This window comes from Vibrio sp. F13, from assembly GCF_020806305.2.
Lineage (GTDB): Bacteria > Pseudomonadota > Gammaproteobacteria > Enterobacterales > Vibrionaceae > Vibrio > Vibrio crassostreae_C.
The window spans coordinates 3,087,694-3,111,835 of record NZ_CP170175.1 but is presented as its reverse complement, the minus strand read 5'-3'; the positions used below and the strand labels follow the sequence as shown (position 1 = coordinate 3,111,835).

Below are 24,142 nucleotides of genomic sequence, written 5' to 3'. Positions count from 1 at the left end.
AAGTAACACTTAAAAGATTTAAACAGATTAGGAGATACACAATGAACTCTTTCTTTATCCTAGATGAAAACCCATGGGAAGAACTTGGTGGCGGCATTAAGCGTAAAATCGTTGCTTACACTGACGATCTAATGGCAGTACACCTATGTTTTGATAAGGGCGCGATTGGCCACCCTCATACTCACGAAATCCATGACCAAATCGGTTACGTAGTTCGTGGCAGCTTCGAAGCTGAGATTGAAGGCGAAAAGAAAGTCCTTAAAGAAGGTGATGCTTACTTCGCTCGTAAACACATGATGCACGGTGCCGTTGCACTAGAGCAAGACAGCATCCTTCTTGATATCTTCAACCCTGCGCGTGAAGATTTCCTAAAATAATAACTAGCGCAACCTCAGTTGCTAAGGTAAGCATATGAAATCATTAAACATCGCGGTCATTGGCGAGTGCATGGTTGAGCTACAAAAGAAACAAGACGGGCTTAAGCAAAGTTTCGGTGGCGATACACTAAATACTGCACTTTACTTGTCTCGCTTAACAAAAGAGCAAGATATCAACACGAGCTACGTAACAGCACTAGGCACTGACCCATTCAGTACCGACATGTTAGAAAAGTGGCAAGCGGAAGGTATCGACACTAGCTTAATTGCTCAGCTTGATCACAAACAACCAGGGCTTTACTACATCGAGACCGATGAAACTGGTGAACGCAGTTTCCACTACTGGCGTAATGATGCTGCAGCAAAATTCATGTTTGACCAGGAAGACACACCTGCTCTACTTGATAAGTTATTCTCTTTTGATGCGGTTTACCTAAGTGGTATTACGCTTGCTATCTTGACAGAGAATGGACGCACGCAGCTATTCAACTTCTTAGACAAATTTAAAGCTCAAGGCGGCCAAGTATTCTTCGATAATAACTTCCGTCCAAAACTTTGGGAAAGCCAACAAGAAGCGATTTCTTGGTACTTGAAGATGCTTAAGTACACAGACACGGCTCTACTGACGTTCGATGACGAGCAAGAGTTGTACGGCGACGAAAGCATTGAACAGTGTATTGCACGTACGTCTGAATCTGGTGTGAAAGAGATCATCATTAAACGTGGTGCTAAAGACTGCCTAGTAGTTGAGAGCCAAAGCGCACAGTACGTTGCTCCAAATCCAGTAGACAACATTGTTGATACAACAGCGGCTGGCGATTCGTTCAGCGCGGGCTTCCTAGCTAAGCGCTTAAGCGGTGGCAATGCACGTGATGCAGCGTTAGCAGGTCACATTGTGGCAGGGACTGTGATTCAGCATCCAGGTGCTATCATTCCTCTAGAAGCGACGCCTGATCTGTCTCTATAATTACGCACTTTAACTATTAATCAAGGGTTTGCTTAGTTGAAAGCAAGCCCACATTTAACGTGAGAAAGAATTCATGACGACATTAAATGAACAACTAGCAAACCTAAAAGTAATTCCTGTAATCGCTATCAACCGTGCTGAAGACGCTATCCCTCTAGGTAAAGCACTTGTTGAAAACGGCATGCCATGTGCAGAAATCACGCTACGTACAGAATGTGCAATCGAAGCGATTCGCATCATGCGTAAAGAATTCCCAGACATGCTAATTGGTTCAGGTACTGTACTGACTAACGAGCAAGTTGACGCATCTATCGAAGCTGGCGTTGATTTCATCGTAAGCCCAGGTTTCAACCCGCGCACTGTTCAATACTGTATCGATAAAGGCGTTGCAATCGTACCGGGTGTTAACAACCCAAGCCTAGTGGAACAAGCAATGGAAATGGGCCTTCGCACGTTGAAGTTCTTCCCTGCTGAGCCTTCTGGCGGTACTGGCATGCTTAAAGCACTAACAGCGGTTTACCCTGTTAAATTTATGCCTACTGGTGGTGTAAGCTTGAAGAATGTAGATGAATACCTATCGATCCCTTCTGTACTTGCGTGTGGCGGTACTTGGATGGTTCCAACTAACCTTATCGACGAAGGTAAGTGGGAAGAACTAGGCAAGCTTGTTCGTGACGCAGTTGATCACGTTAACGCTTAATCTGTTTTAGATTTAGTGATGAAGCCTCACCTCGGTGGGGCTTTTTGTTATCTGTCATTTATTGCGCTGACTAACCGTAAACACGCTCAATCAACGTTCTGTTTCCCCTATACCCTATCGCCTTTCTCCCTATGGGCTCGTAAAGATCCGTGACTAAGACAGGCAAGAACGAGTAATGTAAGGCTTTCAATCTACGTCAGTATGCATCTAGCGAAGCGTTACTGGTGCCCCCTATCGCCTATCCAGTTTCTTATCCAGCCCCTTATCCAGCAATGTTCCTTTTCGATACGTCATCAAACATCTCTCGTGGCATCTAATGAAGGTCACAATAGACAAAGTGAGCCGCAAAATGTGTCCCGTCCGTCCAGTTTAACGCCCACTCAGTGACAAAAATTCCAAATATGCACCTCTATGGCACGAAAAAATGAATAAATAGCATATAAAGGCTACAGAGCCGCAGACAAATACAAAATAGCGAAGTGAAAACAATGAGCTACACTTGAAATCCCAATACAGAATTTTTCAGTATAGAGTTCCAAATTAACGTGAATGTCGTCGCACAACACACCAATTTGTAGCACATTTGTTACGGTTATAATTAAAATCTTATAGATATGGCAAAGTAAGCGCTTTTGTTTATATTGTAATACATATAAACATTTAACCCTCAATTTATTTTAGATCTCAAACAAAATACACTCACATTTAAATTCAATTAAAACAAACACTTATATAACCACGTGTTAGAGGCCGAAAAATCAATGCGACCTAGATCATACTAAAGACATATTGTAGTACAAATAAACCTTGGGACGCGTTAATCTAAGCCCAGTTAATTATGATATTTAAAAGGCTGAAAAGATGACTATTGATACTTTTGTTGTTCTCGCCTACTTCTTCTTTTTAATCGCGATTGGTTGGATGTTCCGTAAGTTCACCACCTCTACAAGTGATTACTTCAGAGGGGGCGGCAAAATGTTGTGGTGGATGGTTGGTGCAACTGCCTTCATGACACAATTTTCAGCATGGACGTTTACAGGTGCCGCAGGACGCGCATTCAATGACGGTTTCGTTATTGTAATCCTATTCTTAGCCAATGCTTTTGGCTACTTCATGAACTATATGTACTTCGCTCCAAAGTTCCGCCAACTTCGTGTGGTAACGGCGATCGAAGCTATTCGTCAGCGCTTTGGTAAAACGTCTGAACAGTTCTTCACATGGGCAGGTATGCCGGACAGCCTTATCTCTGCAGGTATCTGGCTAAACGGTCTAGCTATCTTTGTAGCAGCGGTATTCAACATCCCAATGGAAGCTACCATTGTGGTAACGGGTATGGTTCTAGTATTGATGGCAGTAACCGGCGGCTCTTGGGCGGTTGTTGCTTCTGACTTCATGCAAATGCTTGTAATCATGGCCGTGACAATCACTTGTGCGGTAGCAGCTTACTTCCACGGTGGCGGCTTAACTAACATTGTTGCTAACTTCGACGGCGACTTCATGTTAGGTAACAACCTAAACTACATGAGCATCTTCATCCTTTGGGTTGTATTCATCTTCGTGAAGCAGTTCGGTGTAATGAACAACAGCATCAACGCATACCGTTACCTATGTGCAAAAGACAGTGAAAACGCACGTAAAGCGGCAGGCCTAGCATGTATCCTTATGGTTGTTGGTCCACTAATTTGGTTCCTACCACCTTGGTACGTTAGTGCATTCATGCCTGAGTTCGCTGAGCAATACACATCAATGGGCGACAAAGCCGGTGATGCTGCTTACCTAGCATTCGTACAAAACGTAATGCCAGCAGGTATGGTTGGTCTTCTTATGTCAGCAATGTTCGCTGCAACGATGTCTTCTATGGATTCAGGTTTGAACCGTAACGCTGGTATCTTTGTAATGAACTTCTACAGCCCGATTCTTCGTAAAAATGCGACTCAGAAAGAGCTGGTTATTGTAAGTAAGATAACGACTATCATGATGGGTATTTTCATCATTGCGATTGGTCTATTCATTAACTCTCTGCGTCACTTAAGCTTGTTCGATATCGTAATGAACGTAGGTGCGTTGATTGGCTTCCCAATGCTTATCCCTGTCCTACTAGGTATGTGGATTCGTAAGACACCTGACTGGGCTGGTTGGTCTACTCTAGTGGTTGGTGGTTTCGTTTCTTACATCTTCGGTATCTCTCTGCAAGCAGAAGACATCGAGAACCTATTTGGTCTAGAAACAGCGCTTACAGGCCGTGAATGGAGCGACTTGAAAGTAGGTCTTAGCTTAGCTGCTCACGTAGTGTTCACAGGTGGTTACTTCATCATGACTTCTCGCTTCTACAAAGGCCTATCTCCAGAGCGTGAGAAAGAAGTTGACCAACTATTCACTAACTGGAACACGCCGCTTGTAGCGGAAGGTGAAGAGCAACAAAACCTAGATACTAAACAGCGTTCAATGCTTGGTAAGCTTATCAGCACAGCAGGTTTCGGTATCCTAGCAATGGCTCTGATTCCAAACGAACCAACAGGACGCTTGTTGTTCCTACTATGTGGTTCAATGGTACTAACCGTTGGTATCCTATTGGTTAACGCATCTAAAGCTCCGGCTAAGATGAACAACGAGTCAGTTGCTAAATAGCTAAATAGCTAAATAGCTAAATAAGCAGCTAACAAGTTAAACCAAAATGAAGCCCATGTTATTCGATAACATGGGCTTTTTGTTTGTCTTCGGTTTATCAAAACGGAATATGAAACGCACCTCGATCAATGCTCACAAACCATAGAAATACCTATCTCCTGCCCTCGTTTCATCTTCTTTTCCAACCTTTCCAATGGTTTGATCTCTTTCTCTGATTGTTTCTGTTACTTTGAATGACAACACAAACACAACAGACAATTACAATGAAAAAAACATCACTATTACTTGCTTCCATTGCTCTGGCACTTTCTGGTGTCGCACACGCTGACCAGCTAGAAGACATTCAAAAATCAGGTACTCTGCGTGTGGGCACCACAGGTGACTACAAGCCTTTCTCTTACTTCGATGGTAAAAGCTACTCTGGCTACGATATCGACGTTGCACAGCACATCGCGGAACAATTAGGCGTTGAATTGAAGATTGTTCGTACCACATGGAAAGATCTACTGGCCGATCTAGACGACGATAAGTACGACATCGCAATGGGCGGCATTACACGTAAAATGCAGCGTCAGTTAAACGCGGAACAAACTCAAGGCTACATGACCTTTGGTAAGTGTTTCTTGGTTGCAAAAGGCACCGCAGAACAGTACGACAGCATTGAGAAAGTGAACCTCTCTTCTGTTCGTGTGGGCGTGAACATTGGCGGTACTAACGAGATCTTTGCCGACGCGAACTTGCAGAATGCAAGCTTCACACGCTACGAGAACAATCTCGACGTACCGAAAGCAGTAGCAGAAGGCAAAGTTGATGTGATGGTAACAGAAACGCCTGAAGGTCTATTCTATCAAGTAACTGATGAACGTCTTGAAGCGGCACGCTGCGAAACTCCATTCACCAACAGTCAGTTCGGCTATCTGATTCCTAAAGGTGAACAACGTTTGTTGAACACGGTGAACTTCATTATGGATGAGATGAAATTGAAAGGTGTTGAAGAAGAGTTCCTGATCCACAACTCCCTTAAGTAACTCTTTTCAATTTATACCGTAACAAAAAAGAGGCCAGCAATGCTGGCCTCTTTCGTTATGGTTCAATGGTTCGCTTTAACCGTGAGTTATCACATTCTGCTGTACCAATGCATCCAGAATGTCCGAAGGCATGGTGCTACTTAAGGTTAGCTGTGGCGCAAGGTCTTCAACCACAATCACCTGTTCCGTAGTACCTAAGCCATCCGGGTTGATCGTAAGCTCAATATCATCCCCGTCCACTTTCGCGTCTATTTGTTGTAGCAACGCGGTCATGTCTGGAGATGTATTTTTAAGCTCCGGCAACACTTCTCTCAAGTCAATGCTGTCCCCTTCCGACAAATCAAAGTCGGTAATCGTATCTTCAACACCATCTTCGATGTTAAGCCATACGAACGAGTCCATACCATCACCACCAGTCAGAATGTCTGAGCCTCCGCCGCCAATCAGGGTGTCGTTACCGTCACCGCCAACAAGCGTATCGTCACCTGCGCCACCTTCAAGTCGATCATTCCCTGAACCACCCGTTAAGTCAGTCGCATTAGCACCAGCCAGTAACTGAACATCATCGGTTTCCGAAGCCAAGTTAATATCAACTGCGTTAGACACAATGTTCAAGTTAAGGTCAATCGATGCAGAGGTTGCTGTATCGTTGTTGTCAGTCTCTTCAGAAACCGCCTCGACTTTCAGTGTGTAGTTACCTGGAGTTTGAGAAAGCCCAACCGCTTGCAAGCTTTCAATTGCATCTGCCGTTGCTACCCAAACACCACCGCCAAGATCCGTCACAGAACCCGCAGCACTGGTGATTTGAGCGCCAGCAGGTACATCACTGATATGCAGCGTTAGCTCTTCTGTAATGTCCGTTAAGGCTGCGATAATCCCAACTAAAGGAATGCCACTCGCACTCACAGACTGACTCGCAGTAATGTTTCTCACGTAGTTAGTCGCACTATCGATAGACAGGGTTGGTGCATTCGCCACTGGCGTCACCGCGATGTTGTAAACCACAGGTGCTGTCTCTATCGCAATACCTGAAGGGTTGCCGCTGTCTTTGGCAACAACTTCTAATCCAATGCTATTGGTTGGAGACAGGCTCGCATCAAGGAAAACACCATTTGGACTGGTTGGCGTATCAATCAACGCATTCAGGTCACTCAATGTCCCCACTAAGATGACTGAACCCGTGTTGTTGCCGTTAACAACAACCGTCGTCACTGCTGGAAGTGATACATTCAATGTACCGTAATCCACCGTCAGCGTGACGGTCATCAGATCATCAGAAAATGTATCTACATAATCAGGGTCACTGACATTGATACCACTCAACAGTTGACCAGCATCCTCGTCAATAACCGTAGTGACACTGTCACCATTAACGACCGGTGTATCGTTCACTCCATCGACAATCGCGGTGATCTCCGCTGTATCCGTTAGGAAGTCATTAGCGCCGTTGGTTGTACCATCATCCTCTACGGTATAGGTAAACTTAACGTTGCCGTTGTATTCATCAGCTGCCGTAAATACCCAGTATGGGCCAGTGATCGTAGCATCATCAGCACCACCTACGTTCTCGAAGCGTTGTAGTTGACCTTGGCCTTCATCGAGCGCCAGATTAGTCACGGTAATCGTGTCGTTTTCCGGATCGCTCGTCGCAGCAATTAAATCGCCCTCTTTGATGATCAACTGACCTTCTTCAAGGATGTTGCCTAAGTCGATGTCCGTTGCTACAGGAGCGTCATTCACTTCCGTTACTTCAAGACTAATTTCAGCACTGTCGGTTAGGAAGTCATCCGCGCCATTAGTTGTACCGTCATCAGTAATTGAGTAATTGAATTTAACGTCACCGTTAAAGTCGTTGTCCGCTACAAATAGCCAGAATGGTCCGGTAATCGCCGCGTCATCCGCGCCACCTGCATTTTCAAAGCGGGTTAGTTGGCCTTGTCCCTGAGTCAGAGTTACACCAGTTACTGTTAAGTTGTGGTTTTCTGGGTCAGAGCTTGCTGCAATTAAATCCCCTTCAACAATGACGATTTGACCATCTTCTGCAATCGAACCTAAATCAACGTCTGTCGCGACAGGTGCATCATTCACTTCCGTTACGATGAGGCTAATTTCAGCGCTATCGGTCAAGAAATCATCCACACCATTGGTTGTGCCATCATCGATAATGGAATAGTTGAATTTCACATCACCGTTGAAATCATTATCTGCAACGAACAGCCAGAATGGTCCGGTAATCGCCGCGTTATCGGCGCCACCTGCGTTTTCAAAGCGCGTTAATTGGCCTTGTCCTTGAGTCAGGGTTACACCCGTAACCGTCAGGTTATGGTTTTCAATGTCAGAACTTACTGAAATCAAGTCTCCTTCCACAATCACTATTTGACCATCTTCAGCAATCGAACCTAAATCAACATCAGTTGCCACAGGAGTGTCATTCACTTCCGTTACTTTAATGGTGAAAGTAGTTTGGTTGGTCTGTGCTGTATTCGGATCACCCGCATCAATCAAGCCATTATTACCGCCGTCATCGAGTGTTGCATTAATCGTGACTAAACCACTCTGGTTGAGATAGTTCTGGTCTGGGTCTGGTTTGAAAGTCACGGCTCCATTAGTCAATGCGGTATTGATGTCGGCTTCTTTACCGGTAATCACCAATGAGCCACCAGGTTGCAATACAAACGTCACGTCAGGTGAGCTCGTAAACTCAAACACACCTTGCGCTCCCGGAAGTGTTTGATCGACTTGCAACGTAAGAACATACGGAGCGTCTGGATTATCAAAGTTAGCATCAACGTCGTAGATACTAAAGTTGTCGATAGCAACACTAATGTCTTCCGATGTTTCAATATTCGTTACGTTCACAAAGATCGGTTGATCGTTAATAGGATCAATCACCAGATCAACATCGAAGCTGGTTGGCGTCCCCAAATATTCGGTGTTATCAGCGTCAGTATCCACAGAGCGAACGGTAATCTGCAGCGGGCCATTAATGCCTAATACATTACCCGTATCGCTATTGTGTTCACCTGAATTGAATACGATCTTATCGAGCGACTGTGCAGGAACATCAAGTGTCCAAAGCTGCGTAACTGGATCATAACTAGCCAAGGTTGTGCCGTCTGGATAATAGATAGAGGCATCTTGAGGAACGCCCGCAACTTCTACTCGAAGTGTCTCTGGTGCATTCTCGGTATAAGTGCCGTTGCCCGTTGCAGATAGCTCTTTATCCAAAATCGTCGCATTGATTTCGATATCAATGTTTTGACCTTCGTTACCTGTCACAGAATCTGTTGGATTAGTATCAACATCATCACCCACAGGTACCACATGCAGCTTAAAGCTTGGCAGATTTGATGCTGCAGTAGGCACACCCAACAAAGATTCTTGAGTAAATACGGCAACACCAAATTCAGCCGTACCACTGAAGTCCTTAGGCGGTAAAATCGAAATCTCACTCAAGTCGAACGATAACCCTGATGCTTGAGGTAGTTGAACACTCCACTCACCACCACCATTATTCTTCACCGTGTATGCCGAACCAGCATCTGCACGCATCTGGAAGCCATCAGGTACATCTGTAAACTTAATCGACACAAACTGTTCTGAGCCATCAAGGTCAGTCAGTGCAATCGATACAGGCCCTGTGCCCGACAAAGAAATCAGCTGGTCCTCAGTACCCGTAATCTCGATAACATCAGGATCGCTACCCGGGCCAGTGACAGACACGTCATCCACCACAGGAACGACTTCAAAACTGACATTGGTAGAGAAAGTATCGGTATCAGTCGCGCTGCCAGTTGGCGAAGCTGCATCATTGTATGTAGCAGTATCGGTAATCGTCCCGCTGACATTCACTTGCACCTGATTTACGTCATTATCTGTTGGGTAATTTAACGCCGGTCGGAATAGTACATTATCCAACGCGCCTGCATTAATCTCAGCTTCATTAAAGGTCACCGATGTGCCAAGCGATACCCCTGCGCTGGTATAGAAAGCCCCAACACTCGTGTCATTTAACGTCAGTGTGATAGAGGTGAATTTTTCGTCACCACCTTCAACTCCGCTTACTTGGTCATCAATGGTCGAGCTGAAATCAAGTTGGATATAGGTATCTTCGTAGCCGACTGGATCTTGCCCTGCTTGACCGTCGGTATCGACAGGGTTAAACGAATCGTCAAGCGAACCAACGACAGTAACGTCAATATCTGGGTTACCTTCAACATCAGGAGCAACTTTAATGACTACTTCTGTCACTAGAGTTTTCTCATCCCCCGACAATACGTCTTTAGTTACTATCGTCAACGGCAACCTAAAGTCGCCGGAGTAGTCGGCTGGTAAGTTAAGCAGTAGTCCAGAGAGGTCGGTCGAGACCCCTTGATCGACGGTAGTCTGGAATACATATTTGCCATTAACAAAGTCTAGGTCGCTGCTTCCCGATAAACTAATTGGGAAGGTGACTTCGTTCACCGCTCCTGGATTAATGGTCACACTGTCATCAATAATGATGGTCACTTGATCAGTTGAGTCATCTTCGCCCGAGAAAGTAATTAAACCATTCAATGCCGTACCTAGATCTAACTGGGTGTCCTCAATCGCATCAACAACACTGTCTGGTGTTATATCAATATCGGCTGCAACCTTAGTACTCCCAGCCACCACTTGAGGGAATGACAGAGTGACTTCTCCGTCCCTACGAGCGGCCGTAGATGACTCAACCTCAGCACCATCACCTCGGTCTATTACCGTGCTAAAGATATCCATCTTGATGTCATTGAACCCTCCTGCCCCGCTGTTTCCTGAAGGAAGAACAAGGCCGTTCGATGCACTGATGCTAAATATGTCTTCATTCGTTACAACCCAGCGCCCATTGCCTTCATAAGCAGCGCCAATAACGAGCAGTTGATTGAGTACAGCATCTGATAGCTCCGAACCGTCCACGTTTGTTAATTCAATAACTAACTGGTCAACTTCTTCGATAGCGGACGAAGCATCTGTTTCTTGATATCGAATGACGAACTCATCCGTAACCGATGTATTATCGCTGTTGGTTGTGAACTTAAGCACGCCAGTGTTTGCATCAGCAACTACGGTTGCTAGTGCTCCAGTACCCAGCACATCATCGACGATAAGCTTGTTGCTAGCGTCTTTCGGCTCAACGACTGGACGTACGATAACATCAATCGAGCCCGTGATTGTCGCGGTAGCGATGCCCTGACCAGGATCAGTCGCATCAACATACTCATGATCTCGCTCTTCGATCATGACAACCGTATTAAGCGTAAAGTCGGTGCTCGAGTCTTGTTCAGGTGTGATCTGAATAAAATTATTGTTCAGTGCAATTTGAGTAAACTCTTCTGCCGTCTGTCCACTCTTCGGCGTAATGGTTAAAGTGCCTGCTGAAGCATCGTAAACCCAAGTTACATCGCCATTAACCACAACACTTTCAACATCTGTCGGAATGGCACTGATCACAATAGAAGTGAAATGCTCATCATCATCAATATAATCAGTACCCTCTGGGTGCCAATCAATACTGATCGCCGTATCTTCATCGCCATTAGTGACTGTGCTGTACGTCGCTGAGGTATCGATTCTAGGTTCGACCAATACTCGCACTTCTTGGTCAAACGTAAGCGTATGACCGTCATTCTCAGTCACGATCACTTTACCCTGAATGTGAATGTTCTCTGTTGAAGAATCGACAGGTCTGATGCGGATTCCTGAGGTTTTACCTGCGTCAGTGATGTTCGCTTCGTAGATAGGTTTAGAAAGATCGGGGCTACCACCCGGACCGGTTTCGTAACCGACAAAGTTAAGGTCAATAATGGTACCGTCACCGTCTTCCAGAATAACGCCATCAGGAATACCCGAGAGGATAACGGTTATGGATTCTGAACCATCGTCAGGTAATGGGGTTTGATCTACTGCTGCAGGATCAGGTCTTCTCTCTCCCGACAACACGGTGAAATCAAGCTCGGCGTAGCTGTCTCCATTCTGGCTCTCTTGGATCGTGGTTTGAACACCAGGTGTTGTGCCATCGGTGATTGCTGTCCAAGCCGAACCGTTTGTACCGCCATAAGGAATATCTGCAACCCCTTTAACCTCAACGTTAACCGTTTTAGTTCCTAGGATTTCTTCATCAACTTGTGCACCAGTAGAGAGGTTCGCAGTGTCTTTAACCACACCGGTTACATCAAAAGTAAAATCGACATTGCTGTGTTTAGTCGGAACAATCTCTACGTTGGCGAGATCGGAATACGCCACTTCCTGATAATCAATACCGTTAATGGTGATTGTAGGAACTGGGGTCGTAGTTCCAAGGAAATAAAGCACCGCCCCTTCGGTAATATTACTGATACGAACAAACAGCTCTTCTGAACCATCAGTGTCCACTGAGCCGTTCATTGTGATGACTTCGTCTAGCGTGAAGGCATCTTTGTTGTCCAGAGGACCTAGGTAGTCTGGGTCATCAATATTGTCTTCGTTAATACGAATCCTGTTAACACTGAATGAACCAGGATCCGCGTCGGCAGTCACATCAATGATAATATTTTGCTCAACAGAGCGAGCGGTCGTTTTGTCTAACCCGCCGTTCGCTGAGTCATCGTATGGGTTAAGCGTCTCTTCCGTAATTGCCGTCGCTTTGAACTCAATTTGTCCAGAGAAGTTGTCGATTGGGTTAACGACTGTGCTATTGATATCAGCAGATGCGATGATATAAACACCATTAACAGGCGTTAACACATTGCCATTTTGATCAAGTAACTCAAACTTCCCATCACCCTGAATCGCTTCAAGTTCATAGGTAATCGTCTCAGTATTACTGTTATCTTGCGATTCAGCATTCAGCTGCAACGTAACATTGTCTTCATCTTCATTCACTTGATACTGATAAGTACTGTTGGCGTCATCCCACGTTGCAATATCCGCTACCGCTTCAATCTCGATTCTGAAGTTTGAGTTAACGGTGTGATCCGTATTGCCATTTTTCTCAATTTCTAGCTCATAACGAACGCGCCCACCAGTTTCATCCGAACTAGCGTGTTGGTCCGGAACAAAGAACAAGTTGTCTATCGTCGCAATAGTTTGTCTTGGCTCATTCGGATTTGGAGCAAAGCTTTGTTCGAGTTGAGGAGGACCAAATATAATGCTCCCATTTGACTCAGGCACTAATTCAATGTAGTCAGCACCATCAAAGTAATAAAAAGTACCTTGATGACTATCACCTCCGTTCGGGCTTTTAATCGTCAACTGGCCAATAGATTCAGCGTTATCTTGGTCATACAGACTAACTTGCAGCGCAACTTGAGCTGGCGCATTAGGCAAACCATTTTGGTTATCTTGAATATTCTCAAGAGCCGGCTCATCGCCTGTTGCATAAGGTATGGTTGAGTCTCTACCCGCATCCTCGAAGGTCGTCACTTTCAGAGCGATTCTTGTAGAGTCCCTATCAGTAATCGTTATATCTAACGGTGTTTCAGAGGTATCTAAATCGCCATCCGTCGCAATCACATTAATCGAAAAATCGATGGTGTCTAGGCCGTCATGATCGAGATAGCCGTTAGCTCTAAATTCAACCTCGCCATTTGAGTTGATACGCAAACGCCCTAGCTCACGGGTGTCCACGCCACCACTACCATCGTCGGTTTGTTCGTACACTCGTACTTGTTGACTACCGCTATTTAAATCGAAACTGCTGCTGTACGGCCCGCTGTTTCCTGTACGGAAAACAATATCTGCACCATTACTGGTAATGCCCTCAATTCGACTCAGTACCGCGCCATCCGCGCCGACATCCGTCGCATTAGCAAACATGTCAACTTTGGAATTACCATAGCCCTGGCCTTCAATTCGTGTGATCGATTGAGTTGTCACCAATGGAACATCATCAGTCACCGTGATTTTCAAATCGATCGCGTTTGATTGGTCTTGATCAAAATCTTCTGCAACAACAGAAAAGTTAAGGTCAATTGCGTTTTCATTCGCGCCATCAGGGTGCTTAAGTGGTTTAAACAATTCAAACTGATAGCTGTTATCCGAGGTATCGAAAATAATCTCAAACACAGCTTCATTACTCGTTGCAGTTTGAGCAACGTAAGTAAATGTTGTGCCGCTTTGTGAAACAGCAAGCCACTCTAAACTTTCTCCGTTGGAGGTTAAGCCAGTCAGAACCAAATCTTCATCAACCAGTTCATACTTCACAACACCATCCGCGCCTTCATCGACAGTGAACAGGCCATTAATAATGGTGTCTTCAGATTGATCGGAACCAATACCAGTAAGATCGTCTTCATCGACAACCGTTTCACCCGTCGGCGCACTCATTACTGGCGCATCGTCTAGCACCTCGATTGGCAATACATATTGGTTAGAATCATCGCCGTCACCATCAACCGCAACGACATCAAATGGAATCGTTAAGGTATTGGAATTCGGGCTTGTTGGGTGGTTTAGAGGACCTAGCAACGTAAACGTATAAGAGCCGTCATTCGCTAGCGCGAGCGTGAAGATAGGAGTTCCACTTGTCGTCGTACCTTGATAGGTCGTTGTGTTGGCGGCACCTGTGACTTCTGTAATAGAAATCGCTTCAGTTCCAGAGGTCAATGTCGCTTCAAGCGCAGAGATATTACGCAGTTCGTAAACCTCTACTTGGTCTGCACCTTCTGTGGTAACAAATGCACCTGTTGCTTGAGAAATCGCAGAGCCGAGATCATCTTCATCAACCACAAATGTGCTGGTCGCTGTCGTATCGGTAATGACAGGCACATCATCGGTGATAGTAACGGTCAAAGGTTTCATCACAGAGTCGGTATTGTCTTGGTCGACCGCGATCACTGGCAGAGTGAATACTTGATCGTTGTTGCCTTGCACAGGCAGATGATCGAGCTCTTCCAACAAAGTGAAGGTGTATTCGCCTAGCACTACACTATTAAAAGTGATGGTAAAGATATCCGTTTGAACACCCCCACTCTCAACGAAACCAATATAGGTTCCGCTGTTGGCTGGATCTTCTTTAAGCTGAACCACTAGGCCATCCGATTTCAAATCACCAGACGTGTTGAACTGAGTGGTATCAATACGGAAATAGCTCACATCATCACTTCCCGCTGTGAAAGCAATGGTTTCAGTTTGGCTCACAGGTAAGCTCGGAGATGAACCATCCACGAGATTCGCTTCTTCCAATGCAACCGTTGGTACAGTATCAATTACCGGTGGAGCACCATCTGAAATCGTCAATGTCACGGTCGAAGTAACAATATCACCGTCTTTATCTTCTGATGTCACGGTAATCGTCTTAACGATATCACCACCAGAATGATTCAGGTTTCGATTAGGCTCAAAGCGCACATCACCTTCAAGCGTGATAAACAACGAACCTTCCGTAAATACAAACTCTTGCTCACCAGTGTTGGTTTGCACCAGAGACTCTTCAGGCTGACTACCATAAGTAAATTTGGTTATGGTGGCGCCATCAGCACTTTGCGCAGGCATCACATCAAATGTCGTTGTGGTAGGTGTGCCCGAGCTTGGTTCAGTGATGCTAAGCGCACCAGACTTCATTAACTGGACATCATCGGTGATGGTTACTGAAAGCGGTTTAGACGCTGAAATATCGCCATCGGTGTCTTGCGCGTAAACAGAAAGATCAAAACTCAGATCGTTGCTTCCTAAGCCATCAACGTGATCCAAACGCTCAAGCAGCGTAAAGGTATACTGGCTAGGATTAGTATCATCAAAATCTAGGGTGAATATGATTTTCTCACCACCCGAACCATCCGTCGTAAACGCAATGTAGTCGCCAGAACCCGCAGGCTCCTCACGTAAACTCAATTCAAGGCCATCAGACTTCAACACGCCGTTGGTATTGAACAGCCCAGCTTCAACGACTATTTTTCCAATGTCATCACTGCTCGCTAGCGAGGTGATAGTCTGAGTCACACTGACAGGCGTTCCGCTAGGTGTCGAACCATCCGCAAGTAAGCTTTCCGACAAGCTGACACTTGGCACAACGTTGATTGTTGGTCCATCGCCATCAACAATCGTAAGCGTGACTGTTGATGAAAAGGTATCTTTATCAAAGTCAGAAGACGTAAACACAATCGACTTAACAATGTCGCCCGCAGAATGATCTAGATTTCGGTTTGGTTCGAACCTTACATCACCGCTTAGCGTGACAAACAATGAGCCTTCAGTGAAGGTAAACTCTTGCTCGCCATTGTTAGTTTGATCCAAGGTGATCGCTGAACCGCCACCAAAAGTAAACTGAGTAATGGTCGCCCCATCAGCACTTGGTGTAGGCATTACATCAACAGTAGCAGTGGTTGGTGTGCCAGTATTTGGCTCTGTGATGCTTAACGTGCCATCTTGCATCTGTTGAATGTCATCTTGTATCGTTACCATGACATCGCGTTTAACCGAATCATCACCATCGGTATCAACGGCGTAAACAGGCAGGTTGAAGTTGAGGCTGTTATTAAGATCACCATCAAGGTGATCTAACGCCTCAATCAAAGTGAAGGTGAACTGCCCTTTATTAACGCTATCAAAATCAATGGTGAATACATTAGTTACGTTACCGGCCCCGTCATCAGTAAACCCGATGTAGTCGCCAGGTGAAGCAGGATCTTCTTTTAACTGAACAACAAGACCATTTGATTTGAGTAGGTCGCCAGGATTGAACTCGTTGGTTGCAATTCTAAAGTGGCTTAAATCATCACTACCCACGGTATAAGTGATCGTTTGTGTCGAGCTAACCGCTGAACCACTCGGCATAGAGCCATCAGCAAGACCAACTTCCGATAGGTTAATATCTGGCACTACATCGATAACCGGATCAATTCCGTCTTTGATCGTCAACGTGACATCCGCGGTATCGGTATCGTTATCAAAATCACTGGTCGTCACGACTATCGTTCTCACGATATCGCCAGATGAATGGTCTAGATTTCTACTTGGTTCAAAGCGCACCTCACCTTCAATCGTGATGTACAGTAAGCCATCGGTTACGGTAAAAACTTGTTCTGTAGACACAGTTGGGTCTAACGTAACAGCCGTGCCACCATCGTAGATAAACTGAGTCACTTTCGCGCCATCAGCACTCTGTGTCGGCATAACGTCGATTGTTGGCGTGGTTGGCGTACCTGCTGCTATATCAGCAAGTGAAGGCTCAGTGATACTTAACGCCCCATCTTGAACGCCTTGTACATCATCGGTGATCACCACGGTCATTGGCGACATTGCAGAATCATCACCATCGGTATCAACCGCTAAAACAGGGACATCGAAACTTAGAGTATTGTTTTGTAATCCATCTGTATGGTCTAACGCTTCAAGCAGTGTGAACGTATATTGCCCTAGATTGGTTGTCGAGAAACTGATCGTGAAGACGTTGGTTTCGACGTTAGAACCGTCCTTGACGAAGCCAATGTAATTACCAGAATTCGCTGGCTGCTCTTTAATCTCAACCTCTAATCCATTCGACTTCAAAGCCCCCGAAGTATTGAACTGAGCAGGGTCAATTCTGAAATAACTAACATCGTCACTACCCTCTGAGTAGGTAATAACTTGAGTCATCGCCACTGGATTGCCGGTTGGCGAAGAACCATCAGCGAGATCCACTTCTGAGAGCGTAATTCCAGGGACCAAATCGATCGTTGGAAGATCACCATCGGTAATCTTCAATGTCACGGTAGATGAGACGATATCACCATCAAGGTCAGTAGATGTAACAACAATCGTCTTAGTAATATCACCACTCGTGTGATCTTGATTTCGCACAGGCTCGAATCGTATCTCACCTTCTGTGGTAATAAATACAGAACCTTCAGTGAACACAAACTCTTGCTCGCCATTCACATTGAGATCAAGGCTTTCTGCACTGTTTCCATCAAACACAAATGAAGTGATTTTTGCTCCATCTGCGCTCTGATTTGGCATCACGTCCAGAGTATTCGATGTTTCGACGACTCCAGCAGGCTCACGACTGGTTATTGTGCCGCCTTGCATCAACTGCACATCATCACCAATAGTCACGCCAAGCTGAGAGACTAACGAATCGTCGCCGTCACTATCCACCGCATACACAGGCAGATCAAAACTCAGGTCGTTGTTGCCACGTGCATCTTGATGATCCAAGGCTTCGATTAAGGTAAAGGTGTATTCACCTAAGGTTGTCCCAGAAAAACTCAACGTAAATACTGTGGTTACCGCATTCGACGAGCTGGTTGTAAATCCGATGTAGTTGCCCGACCCTTGCGGATCTTCACGTAATTCAACAGCTAAACCATTCGATGTGAGTGCATCATTGGTATTGAACTCTGTTGGTTCAAGGCGGAAGCGGACCACATCATCACTTTGATTAGTGAAGGTGATGGTTTCGGTTTGACTTACCGCACTGCCACTTGGGGCTGAACCATCCGTCAGGTTCGTTTCAGATAAGCTAACCGTTGGAATAACATCAATGGTTGGAATATCACCATCGGTGATCGTTAACGTAACGGTTGACGTGACTGAGTCTTTGTCGAAATCGCTTGAGGTCACCACTATCGACTTAACAATATCGCCGGCCGTATGGTCAAGATCTCGATTAGGCTCAAAGCGAACTTCACCTTCGAGGGTAATGTACAGTTTGCCTTCTGCGAAGATAAACTGCTGTTCGCCTGCAATATTTTGATCGAGGGTGTTTACGACGCCATCATAAGTGAACTGAGTGATGGTCGCGCCGTCAGCACTTTGGTTTGGCATGACATCAAAAGTAGCCGTGGTCGATGTACCAGCCGCTAAATCAGCGACGGTCGGCTCGGTAATATTGAGCGCACCACCTTGCATGATTTGAACATCATCATCAATCGTTACATTAAGCTGCGATACCAGTGAATCATCACCATCACTGTCTACCGCATAAACAGGCAGGTCAAAGCTCAGATCATTGTTCGCTAGGCCATCAACATGGTCTAGCGCTTCAAGTAGAGTGAAAGTGTATTCTCCTAACGTGGTTGAAGAGAAGCTAATGGTAAACACGGGGACTTCAGCGCTCGAACCGTTGGTAATAAAGCCTATGTAAGTGCCCGGATTAGCAGAATCTTCTTTTATCTCGACCGCAAACCCATTCGATTTCAGTACACCACCGACATTAAACTCAGTTGGTTCAATGCGGAAACTCGTCACATCATCACTTTGGTTAGTGAAAGTAATCGTCTCGGTTTGACTTACTGCGCTACCGCTCGGGCTAGAGCCATCGCTAAGGTTAGTTTCAGATAGAGTAACGCTTGGCACGGCATCGATGGTTGGGATATCACCATCGGTAATCGTCAGCGTAACCGTTGCTGTCACGGGATCGTTATCGAAGTCACTTGAAGTCACCACAATCGACTTCACGATGTCTTCGCTCGTTGTGTGGTCTAAATTACGATTTGGCTCAAAACGCACTTCACCTTGAAGAGTAATGAATAACTCTCCTTCCGTGAAGCTGAACTTTTGCTCGCCATTGTCAGTTTGATCAAGTGTTCGAAGTTGACCATCGTAGGTGAACTGAATGATTGTCGCGCCGTCAGCACTTTGCGTTGGCATCACATCGATGGTATTGGTCGTTACAGTACCACCAGCCAAATCAGCAACATTCGGTTCAACGATATCTAATGTGCCGTTTTGCATGATTTGGACATCATCACCGATAGTCACATTGAGTTGAGACACCAGTGAATCATCACCATCTTTATCAACAGCGTAAACCGGCAGGTCAAAGCTTAGGTTGTTATTTCCTAGCCCATCAACGTGATCTAACGCTTCCAACAGTGTGAAGGTGTATTGACCGATATTGGTATCCGAAAAACTAATCGTGAACACGTTCGTTTCAACATTAGGCGCCGTCGTCACAAAGCCGATGTAGCCACCCGGCGTACTTGGGTCGACTTTCAACTCAACCGTCAGTCCATTCGATTTTAGAAGGCCGCCAATATTGAACTCAGTAGGTTCAATACGGAAACTCGTCACATCATCACTTTGGTTGGTGAAGGTAATCGTCTCAGTTTGACTGACCGCACTGCCGCTTGGAGTAGAGCCATCACTCAGGTTGGATTCAGATAGCGTAACACTTGGTACATTATCAATCGTTGGAATATCGCCATCGGTAATGGTCAGCGTAACCGTTGAGGAAACAAGATCGTTATCAGAATCACTTGAGGTCACCACTATCGATTTAACAATGTCTCCACCTGTGTGGTCGAGATTGCGATTAGGCTCGAAACGCACGTCGCCCTGTAGGGTGATATACAGCGAACCCTCAGGAACATCAAATTTCTGTTCACCCGTATCGCTTTGGTCAAGTGTTAGTACCGCTCCACCATCGTAGGTCAACTGAGTAATGGTCGTTCCATCAGCGCCTTCTTCATCAAGAACATTAACCGTTGTCGTGGTCGGCGTACCTGCCGCTAAATCCGAGACCGTTGGCTCTTCAATATCGAGTGAGCTATTGACCATCACTTGAACGTCATCGGTGATCGTCACCGCCAACGGAGACATCAGAGAGTCGTCACCGTCGCTATCGACGGCGTAAACAGGCAAGTTGAATGTGAGGTCGTTATTGCCTTGAATCGGCGTGTGGTCAATCGCTTCGATAAGCGTAAAGGTGTATTCACCCAAATTAGTACTGCTGAAATCAAGAGTGAAAACGGTAGTTTCAGTATTCGAAATATCAGTCGTGAAACCGATATAATTACCCGAACCTGCAGGTTCTTCTCTAATCTCGATCACCAGACCATCGGACGTGAGAGAATCGCCAACGTTAAATTCACTAGGCTCTAAACGGAATTTCTCAACATCGTCACTTTGGTTGGTGAAAGTGATGGTTTCTGTTTGGCTAACCGCACTGCCGCTTGGTGATGAGCCATCAGCGAGATCCGATTCTTCAAGAGCAACACTCGGAACAGCATCGATAGTAGGGTTATCACCATCAGTAATGGTCAAAGTAACGGTTGATGTCACCGGGTCGTTATCGAAGTCACTTGAAGTCACCACAATCGACTTCACGATGTCTTCGCTCGTTGTGTGGTCTAAATTACGATTTGGCTCAAAGCGTACTTCTCCTCCAAGAGTGATATATAGCTCGCCTTCCGTGAAGCTAAATTGCTGTTCGCCTGAAATGCTTTGATCCAGTGTGTTTACGACACCGTCATAAGTAAACTGAGTGATTGTCGCGCCATCTGCACTTTGATCGGGCATCACGTCAATGGTGTTGGTTGTTACAGTGCCGTCAGCAAGATTTGGCTCGATGATATCTAACGTACCGTCTTGCATGATTTGAACGTCATCACCAATAGTCACATTAAGCTGAGACACCAATGAGTCATCGCCATCGCTGTCTACCGCATAAACAGGAAGCTCAAAGCTTAAATCGTTTTTATCTCGGCCATCCACATGGTCTAGCGCTTCAAGTAAGGTAAAGGTGTATTCACCTAACGTAGTAGCAGAGAAACTAATGGTGAATACTGGGATTTCAGAGCCAGAAGCGTTGGTAATAAAACCGATGTAAGTGCCCTGAATAGCAGAGTCTTCTTTTATCTCAACCGCAAACCCATTCGATTTCAGTGTCCCATCGACATTGAATTCAGTTGGTTCAATACGAAATTTAGCTACATCATCACTACCAGCAGTAAAGGTAATCGTCTCGGTAGCGCTGACCGCACTTCCACTTGGAGAGGATCCATCAGCAAGGTTGGCTTCTGAGAGAGTAACTGGCGGGATCAAATCAATGATTGGATCTTGACCGTCAGTGATACTTAGCTCAAGTGTTGAAGTGTCAGTGTCTCCATCACCATCTTCAGCTAAAAACGAGAACTGTTTTACAATGGTTTCACTGTTTGTATGGTCAATATCGCGCGCAACTTCAAAACTAAAATCGCCATTTAGTGAGATGGTTACAACACCCTCAGTAAAACTGAATGTTTGAACAGCATCTGGCAGCAAGCTCTGATCTAGTGAGTAATCAACACCATCATAGTTAAAAGATTGAATTGTCGAGCCATCAGCGCCTTCGAAGTTGAATAGGTTATACGAAACAACGGTATCGCCGGCTAAAGTTGGTTCCGTGACTGACTCAACTTTATCAACTAGCTCAACAACATCATCTGTGACATTAACGAGAATCTCTGCGGCTTCTGGTGTACTCGAACCGCCAGATAGTGCAGAACGGTCGCCATCTGCATCAACAGCATAAATTGGCAATGCAAAAGTTAGCAGCGCATCTTCAGCGCCTTGATGAGAAAGTTCTTCATAAAGATTAAACTCATAGTTGCCCAATGAAGGGCTATCAATTTTAACATCAAAGACCGTAATTCTCGTTCCATTGACCTCAACGTAACCTTCATAAGTTCTTACACCACCGATCTCACCAATCAGCTCAAGTAGCACAGCCTCACCATTTGAAACCAAGCTGCCACCCGTATTAAATTCCGTCGGCTCCAGTTCATAATGGTCGATGATGTCGCTTTCGAAAATATCGGCAGTGATACTTCCGCTCCCCGCTACAGGCGCGGTTCCCTCTTGTGAGCCACCAATGATGCCTGCTTCATCGACACTAATACTGTCGACATTAGTAATGACTGGGCTATCGCCATCAGTGATAACAATGTTGATGTTATTGGTTACAACATCTTGGTCGAAATCGGTAATCGTGATCGGTAAATCGAACGTCAGTGAATCGGTGCCCACTTGTTCTATTGGATTAAACTGCTCGAATTTATAAGTACCATCGGTATCTAGTGAGATAGTGAGAACAACCTCACCTCGACCTTGGATGGACAGAGTAATCGTTGTTCCATCATCAGAAAGTCTGGCAAGCGTATTTTGATTATCGCTGAGCAACCCATCAAACTGGTCCAGTGCACCAGCATCAAATACAGCTGATTGAAGATTATCACTACCAATATTGGAGAACGTTCCTTCAATTGCTGCACTGCTAGTTTCTACGTTACTGATATTCACACTTTCAGCAGACGGATCGCCCCCGTCAACCACGGCAACTTGCGCATTAATTGGTGTTGCTAATGGGTTTCCGGCGGTGTCTTCACCTTGAATATCAAAAGTGATGTTAATTTGATCGCCTGTATAGGAAACCTGACCGCCACCAACAGACGTTACGTGATCAATTGGTTGAGAAATCGTTGTGGTCAATGAAAGCTCAGCGTTGTTTCCAACACTAACAACATCGATGTCGATGCGTAATACTTCATCGGTGCCTTGAACACCAATGATAGAGTTCGTCGCCGCATCATAAGTAAACGTAACGGGTTGACCACTTGAAGTAATATCACTGTTTAGCTCTGTGAGTAGCGAAGCGAGAGACAGTGCTTCTGGAACAAAAGAATCAGGGGAGAGCGCTAAACTACCAGCAATAATCGTTTCGGTAGTTGTAATAGATTGGGGGTAGGTATTGCCAGAAATGGAGCCTTCGGTGAGCACTTCACTGATTGATTGACCGCCCGATGAACGGGTTATTGTTCTGAACTCTTCTCGGTCTTCATCAACCGTTTGTTCTGCTAGACCTGCGGTCTCAAAAAATGTCGACGGATGAGTTTCGGTGTAGTTGTAGTCAATCGTCACAAAGCCAGCGTTTGCAGAACCTAATCCGCCCCCCGCAGCCGTTGCTTCTAAGATTTGGGTCGGATCGGCACCACCTAAAATGGCTTCTTGGATAGCAGCAAATTCATCATCATCAAAATCTCCTGCATCGGCTTGCTGTAAGTCAAAATTAACTTCTCCAGCGATAGGAGCATCAGCCCACACTAAGTCTTGATCAACACAGCCAACACAATTACTTGCCACCTCAGTGACACCGTTTGGGTTACCTAATAACAGCTCTGCTTGGTTTGCAGTGATAACAATCTCGTTTTCACGAATAATATCGCCAACTGAAATTTTTCGTGCGCTTCCATCAGACTTAACCGCAATGACTTCTCCACTCACTGCCTCTACAACTGCAGCTTGGCGCGAAACTTCAATACCCATATATCCCCCGAGGTCACAAAATGCTGTATTGCCCAACATCGTGAAAATGATAGTAATAACGGTTTCAGGCTTAAATTATATTCAGAACTTATTCTCTGCATTAACAATCAATTACGTAGACTGATGTATGTGATGAGTCAGTTCCGTTTCGCCTGTTTTTTTTATAGTTTACTTAACTTTAAGCCTAGTCTTCCTTATCCGAAATGTCATGTCTGTGCGAAGTGACTTCTTTTCACAAATCTAGGCATTCACTTTAGTTTGTTCATGGACTAAGCAAAAGTTTATAGGGTGTTGATTAATATGCAATAAAACGCATACCTTAATTACACCTCAAATTTTTATAAATATATACAGTAATAAAGTTGATAAATCATTAGGATTTATGGGCGATTGATAGGGTCGATATATACCTAAACCCCAAAGAAGAACTAAATCCCATATT

At 45.2% G+C, this 24,142-nt stretch carries 6 protein-coding genes; 5 read left to right on the top strand and 1 reads right to left on the bottom strand.

Going from position 1 to position 24,142, the window contains the following annotated elements; genetic code table 11:
• The first annotated feature begins 41 nt into the window (after positions 1-41).
• The 5 genes from LMH68_RS14240 (at position 42) to LMH68_RS14220 (ending at position 5,700) form a co-directional block, all read left to right on the top strand.
• On the top strand, positions 42-377 hold the full coding sequence (locus LMH68_RS14240) for a cupin domain-containing protein (protein WP_009846518.1): 336 nt from the start codon (positions 42-44) through the stop codon (positions 375-377).
• Positions 378-411: 34 nt separating this feature from the next.
• Positions 412-1,344 carry a sugar kinase gene (locus LMH68_RS14235; RefSeq protein WP_017061485.1) on the top strand — a complete coding sequence of 311 codons (933 nt, stop codon included), beginning with the start codon at positions 412-414 and terminating at the stop codon, positions 1,342-1,344.
• A gap of 73 nt (positions 1,345-1,417) precedes the next feature.
• Positions 1,418-2,044 carry a bifunctional 4-hydroxy-2-oxoglutarate aldolase/2-dehydro-3-deoxy-phosphogluconate aldolase gene (locus LMH68_RS14230; RefSeq protein WP_017061486.1) on the top strand — a complete coding sequence of 209 codons (627 nt, stop codon included), beginning with the start codon at positions 1,418-1,420 and terminating at the stop codon, positions 2,042-2,044.
• 861 nt (positions 2,045-2,905) lie between these two features.
• Positions 2,906-4,672 carry a sodium:solute symporter family protein gene (locus LMH68_RS14225; protein ID WP_017061487.1) on the top strand — a complete coding sequence of 589 codons (1,767 nt, stop codon included), beginning with the start codon at positions 2,906-2,908 and terminating at the stop codon, positions 4,670-4,672.
• 263 nt (positions 4,673-4,935) lie between these two features.
• Positions 4,936-5,700 (top strand): transporter substrate-binding domain-containing protein, encoded by a 765-nt coding sequence (locus tag LMH68_RS14220; protein WP_017067326.1) that lies wholly within the window; start codon positions 4,936-4,938, stop codon positions 5,698-5,700.
• A 75-nt stretch (positions 5,701-5,775) separates the two neighbouring features.
• Here LMH68_RS14220 and LMH68_RS14215 read toward each other — a convergent pair whose 3' ends face one another.
• Complete coding sequence (locus LMH68_RS14215) at positions 5,776-23,700, bottom strand: retention module-containing protein (RefSeq protein ID WP_229647052.1); 17,925 nt, start codon at positions 23,698-23,700, stop codon at positions 5,776-5,778.
• Positions 23,701-24,142: the final 442 nt, after the last annotated feature.

Coding starts and splice junctions, on each gene's coding strand:
- LMH68_RS14220 (WP_017067326.1), top strand. CDS start 4,936: ATGAAAAAAACATCACTATTACTTGCTTCCATTGCTCTGGCACTTTCT.
- LMH68_RS14235 (WP_017061485.1), top strand. CDS start 412: ATGAAATCATTAAACATCGCGGTCATTGGCGAGTGCATGGTTGAGCTA.
- LMH68_RS14240 (WP_009846518.1), top strand. CDS start 42: ATGAACTCTTTCTTTATCCTAGATGAAAACCCATGGGAAGAACTTGGT.
- LMH68_RS14215 (WP_229647052.1), bottom strand. CDS start 23,700: ATGGGTATTGAAGTTTCGCGCCAAGCTGCAGTTGTAGAGGCAGTGAGT.
- LMH68_RS14230 (WP_017061486.1), top strand. CDS start 1,418: ATGACGACATTAAATGAACAACTAGCAAACCTAAAAGTAATTCCTGTA.
- LMH68_RS14225 (WP_017061487.1), top strand. CDS start 2,906: ATGACTATTGATACTTTTGTTGTTCTCGCCTACTTCTTCTTTTTAATC.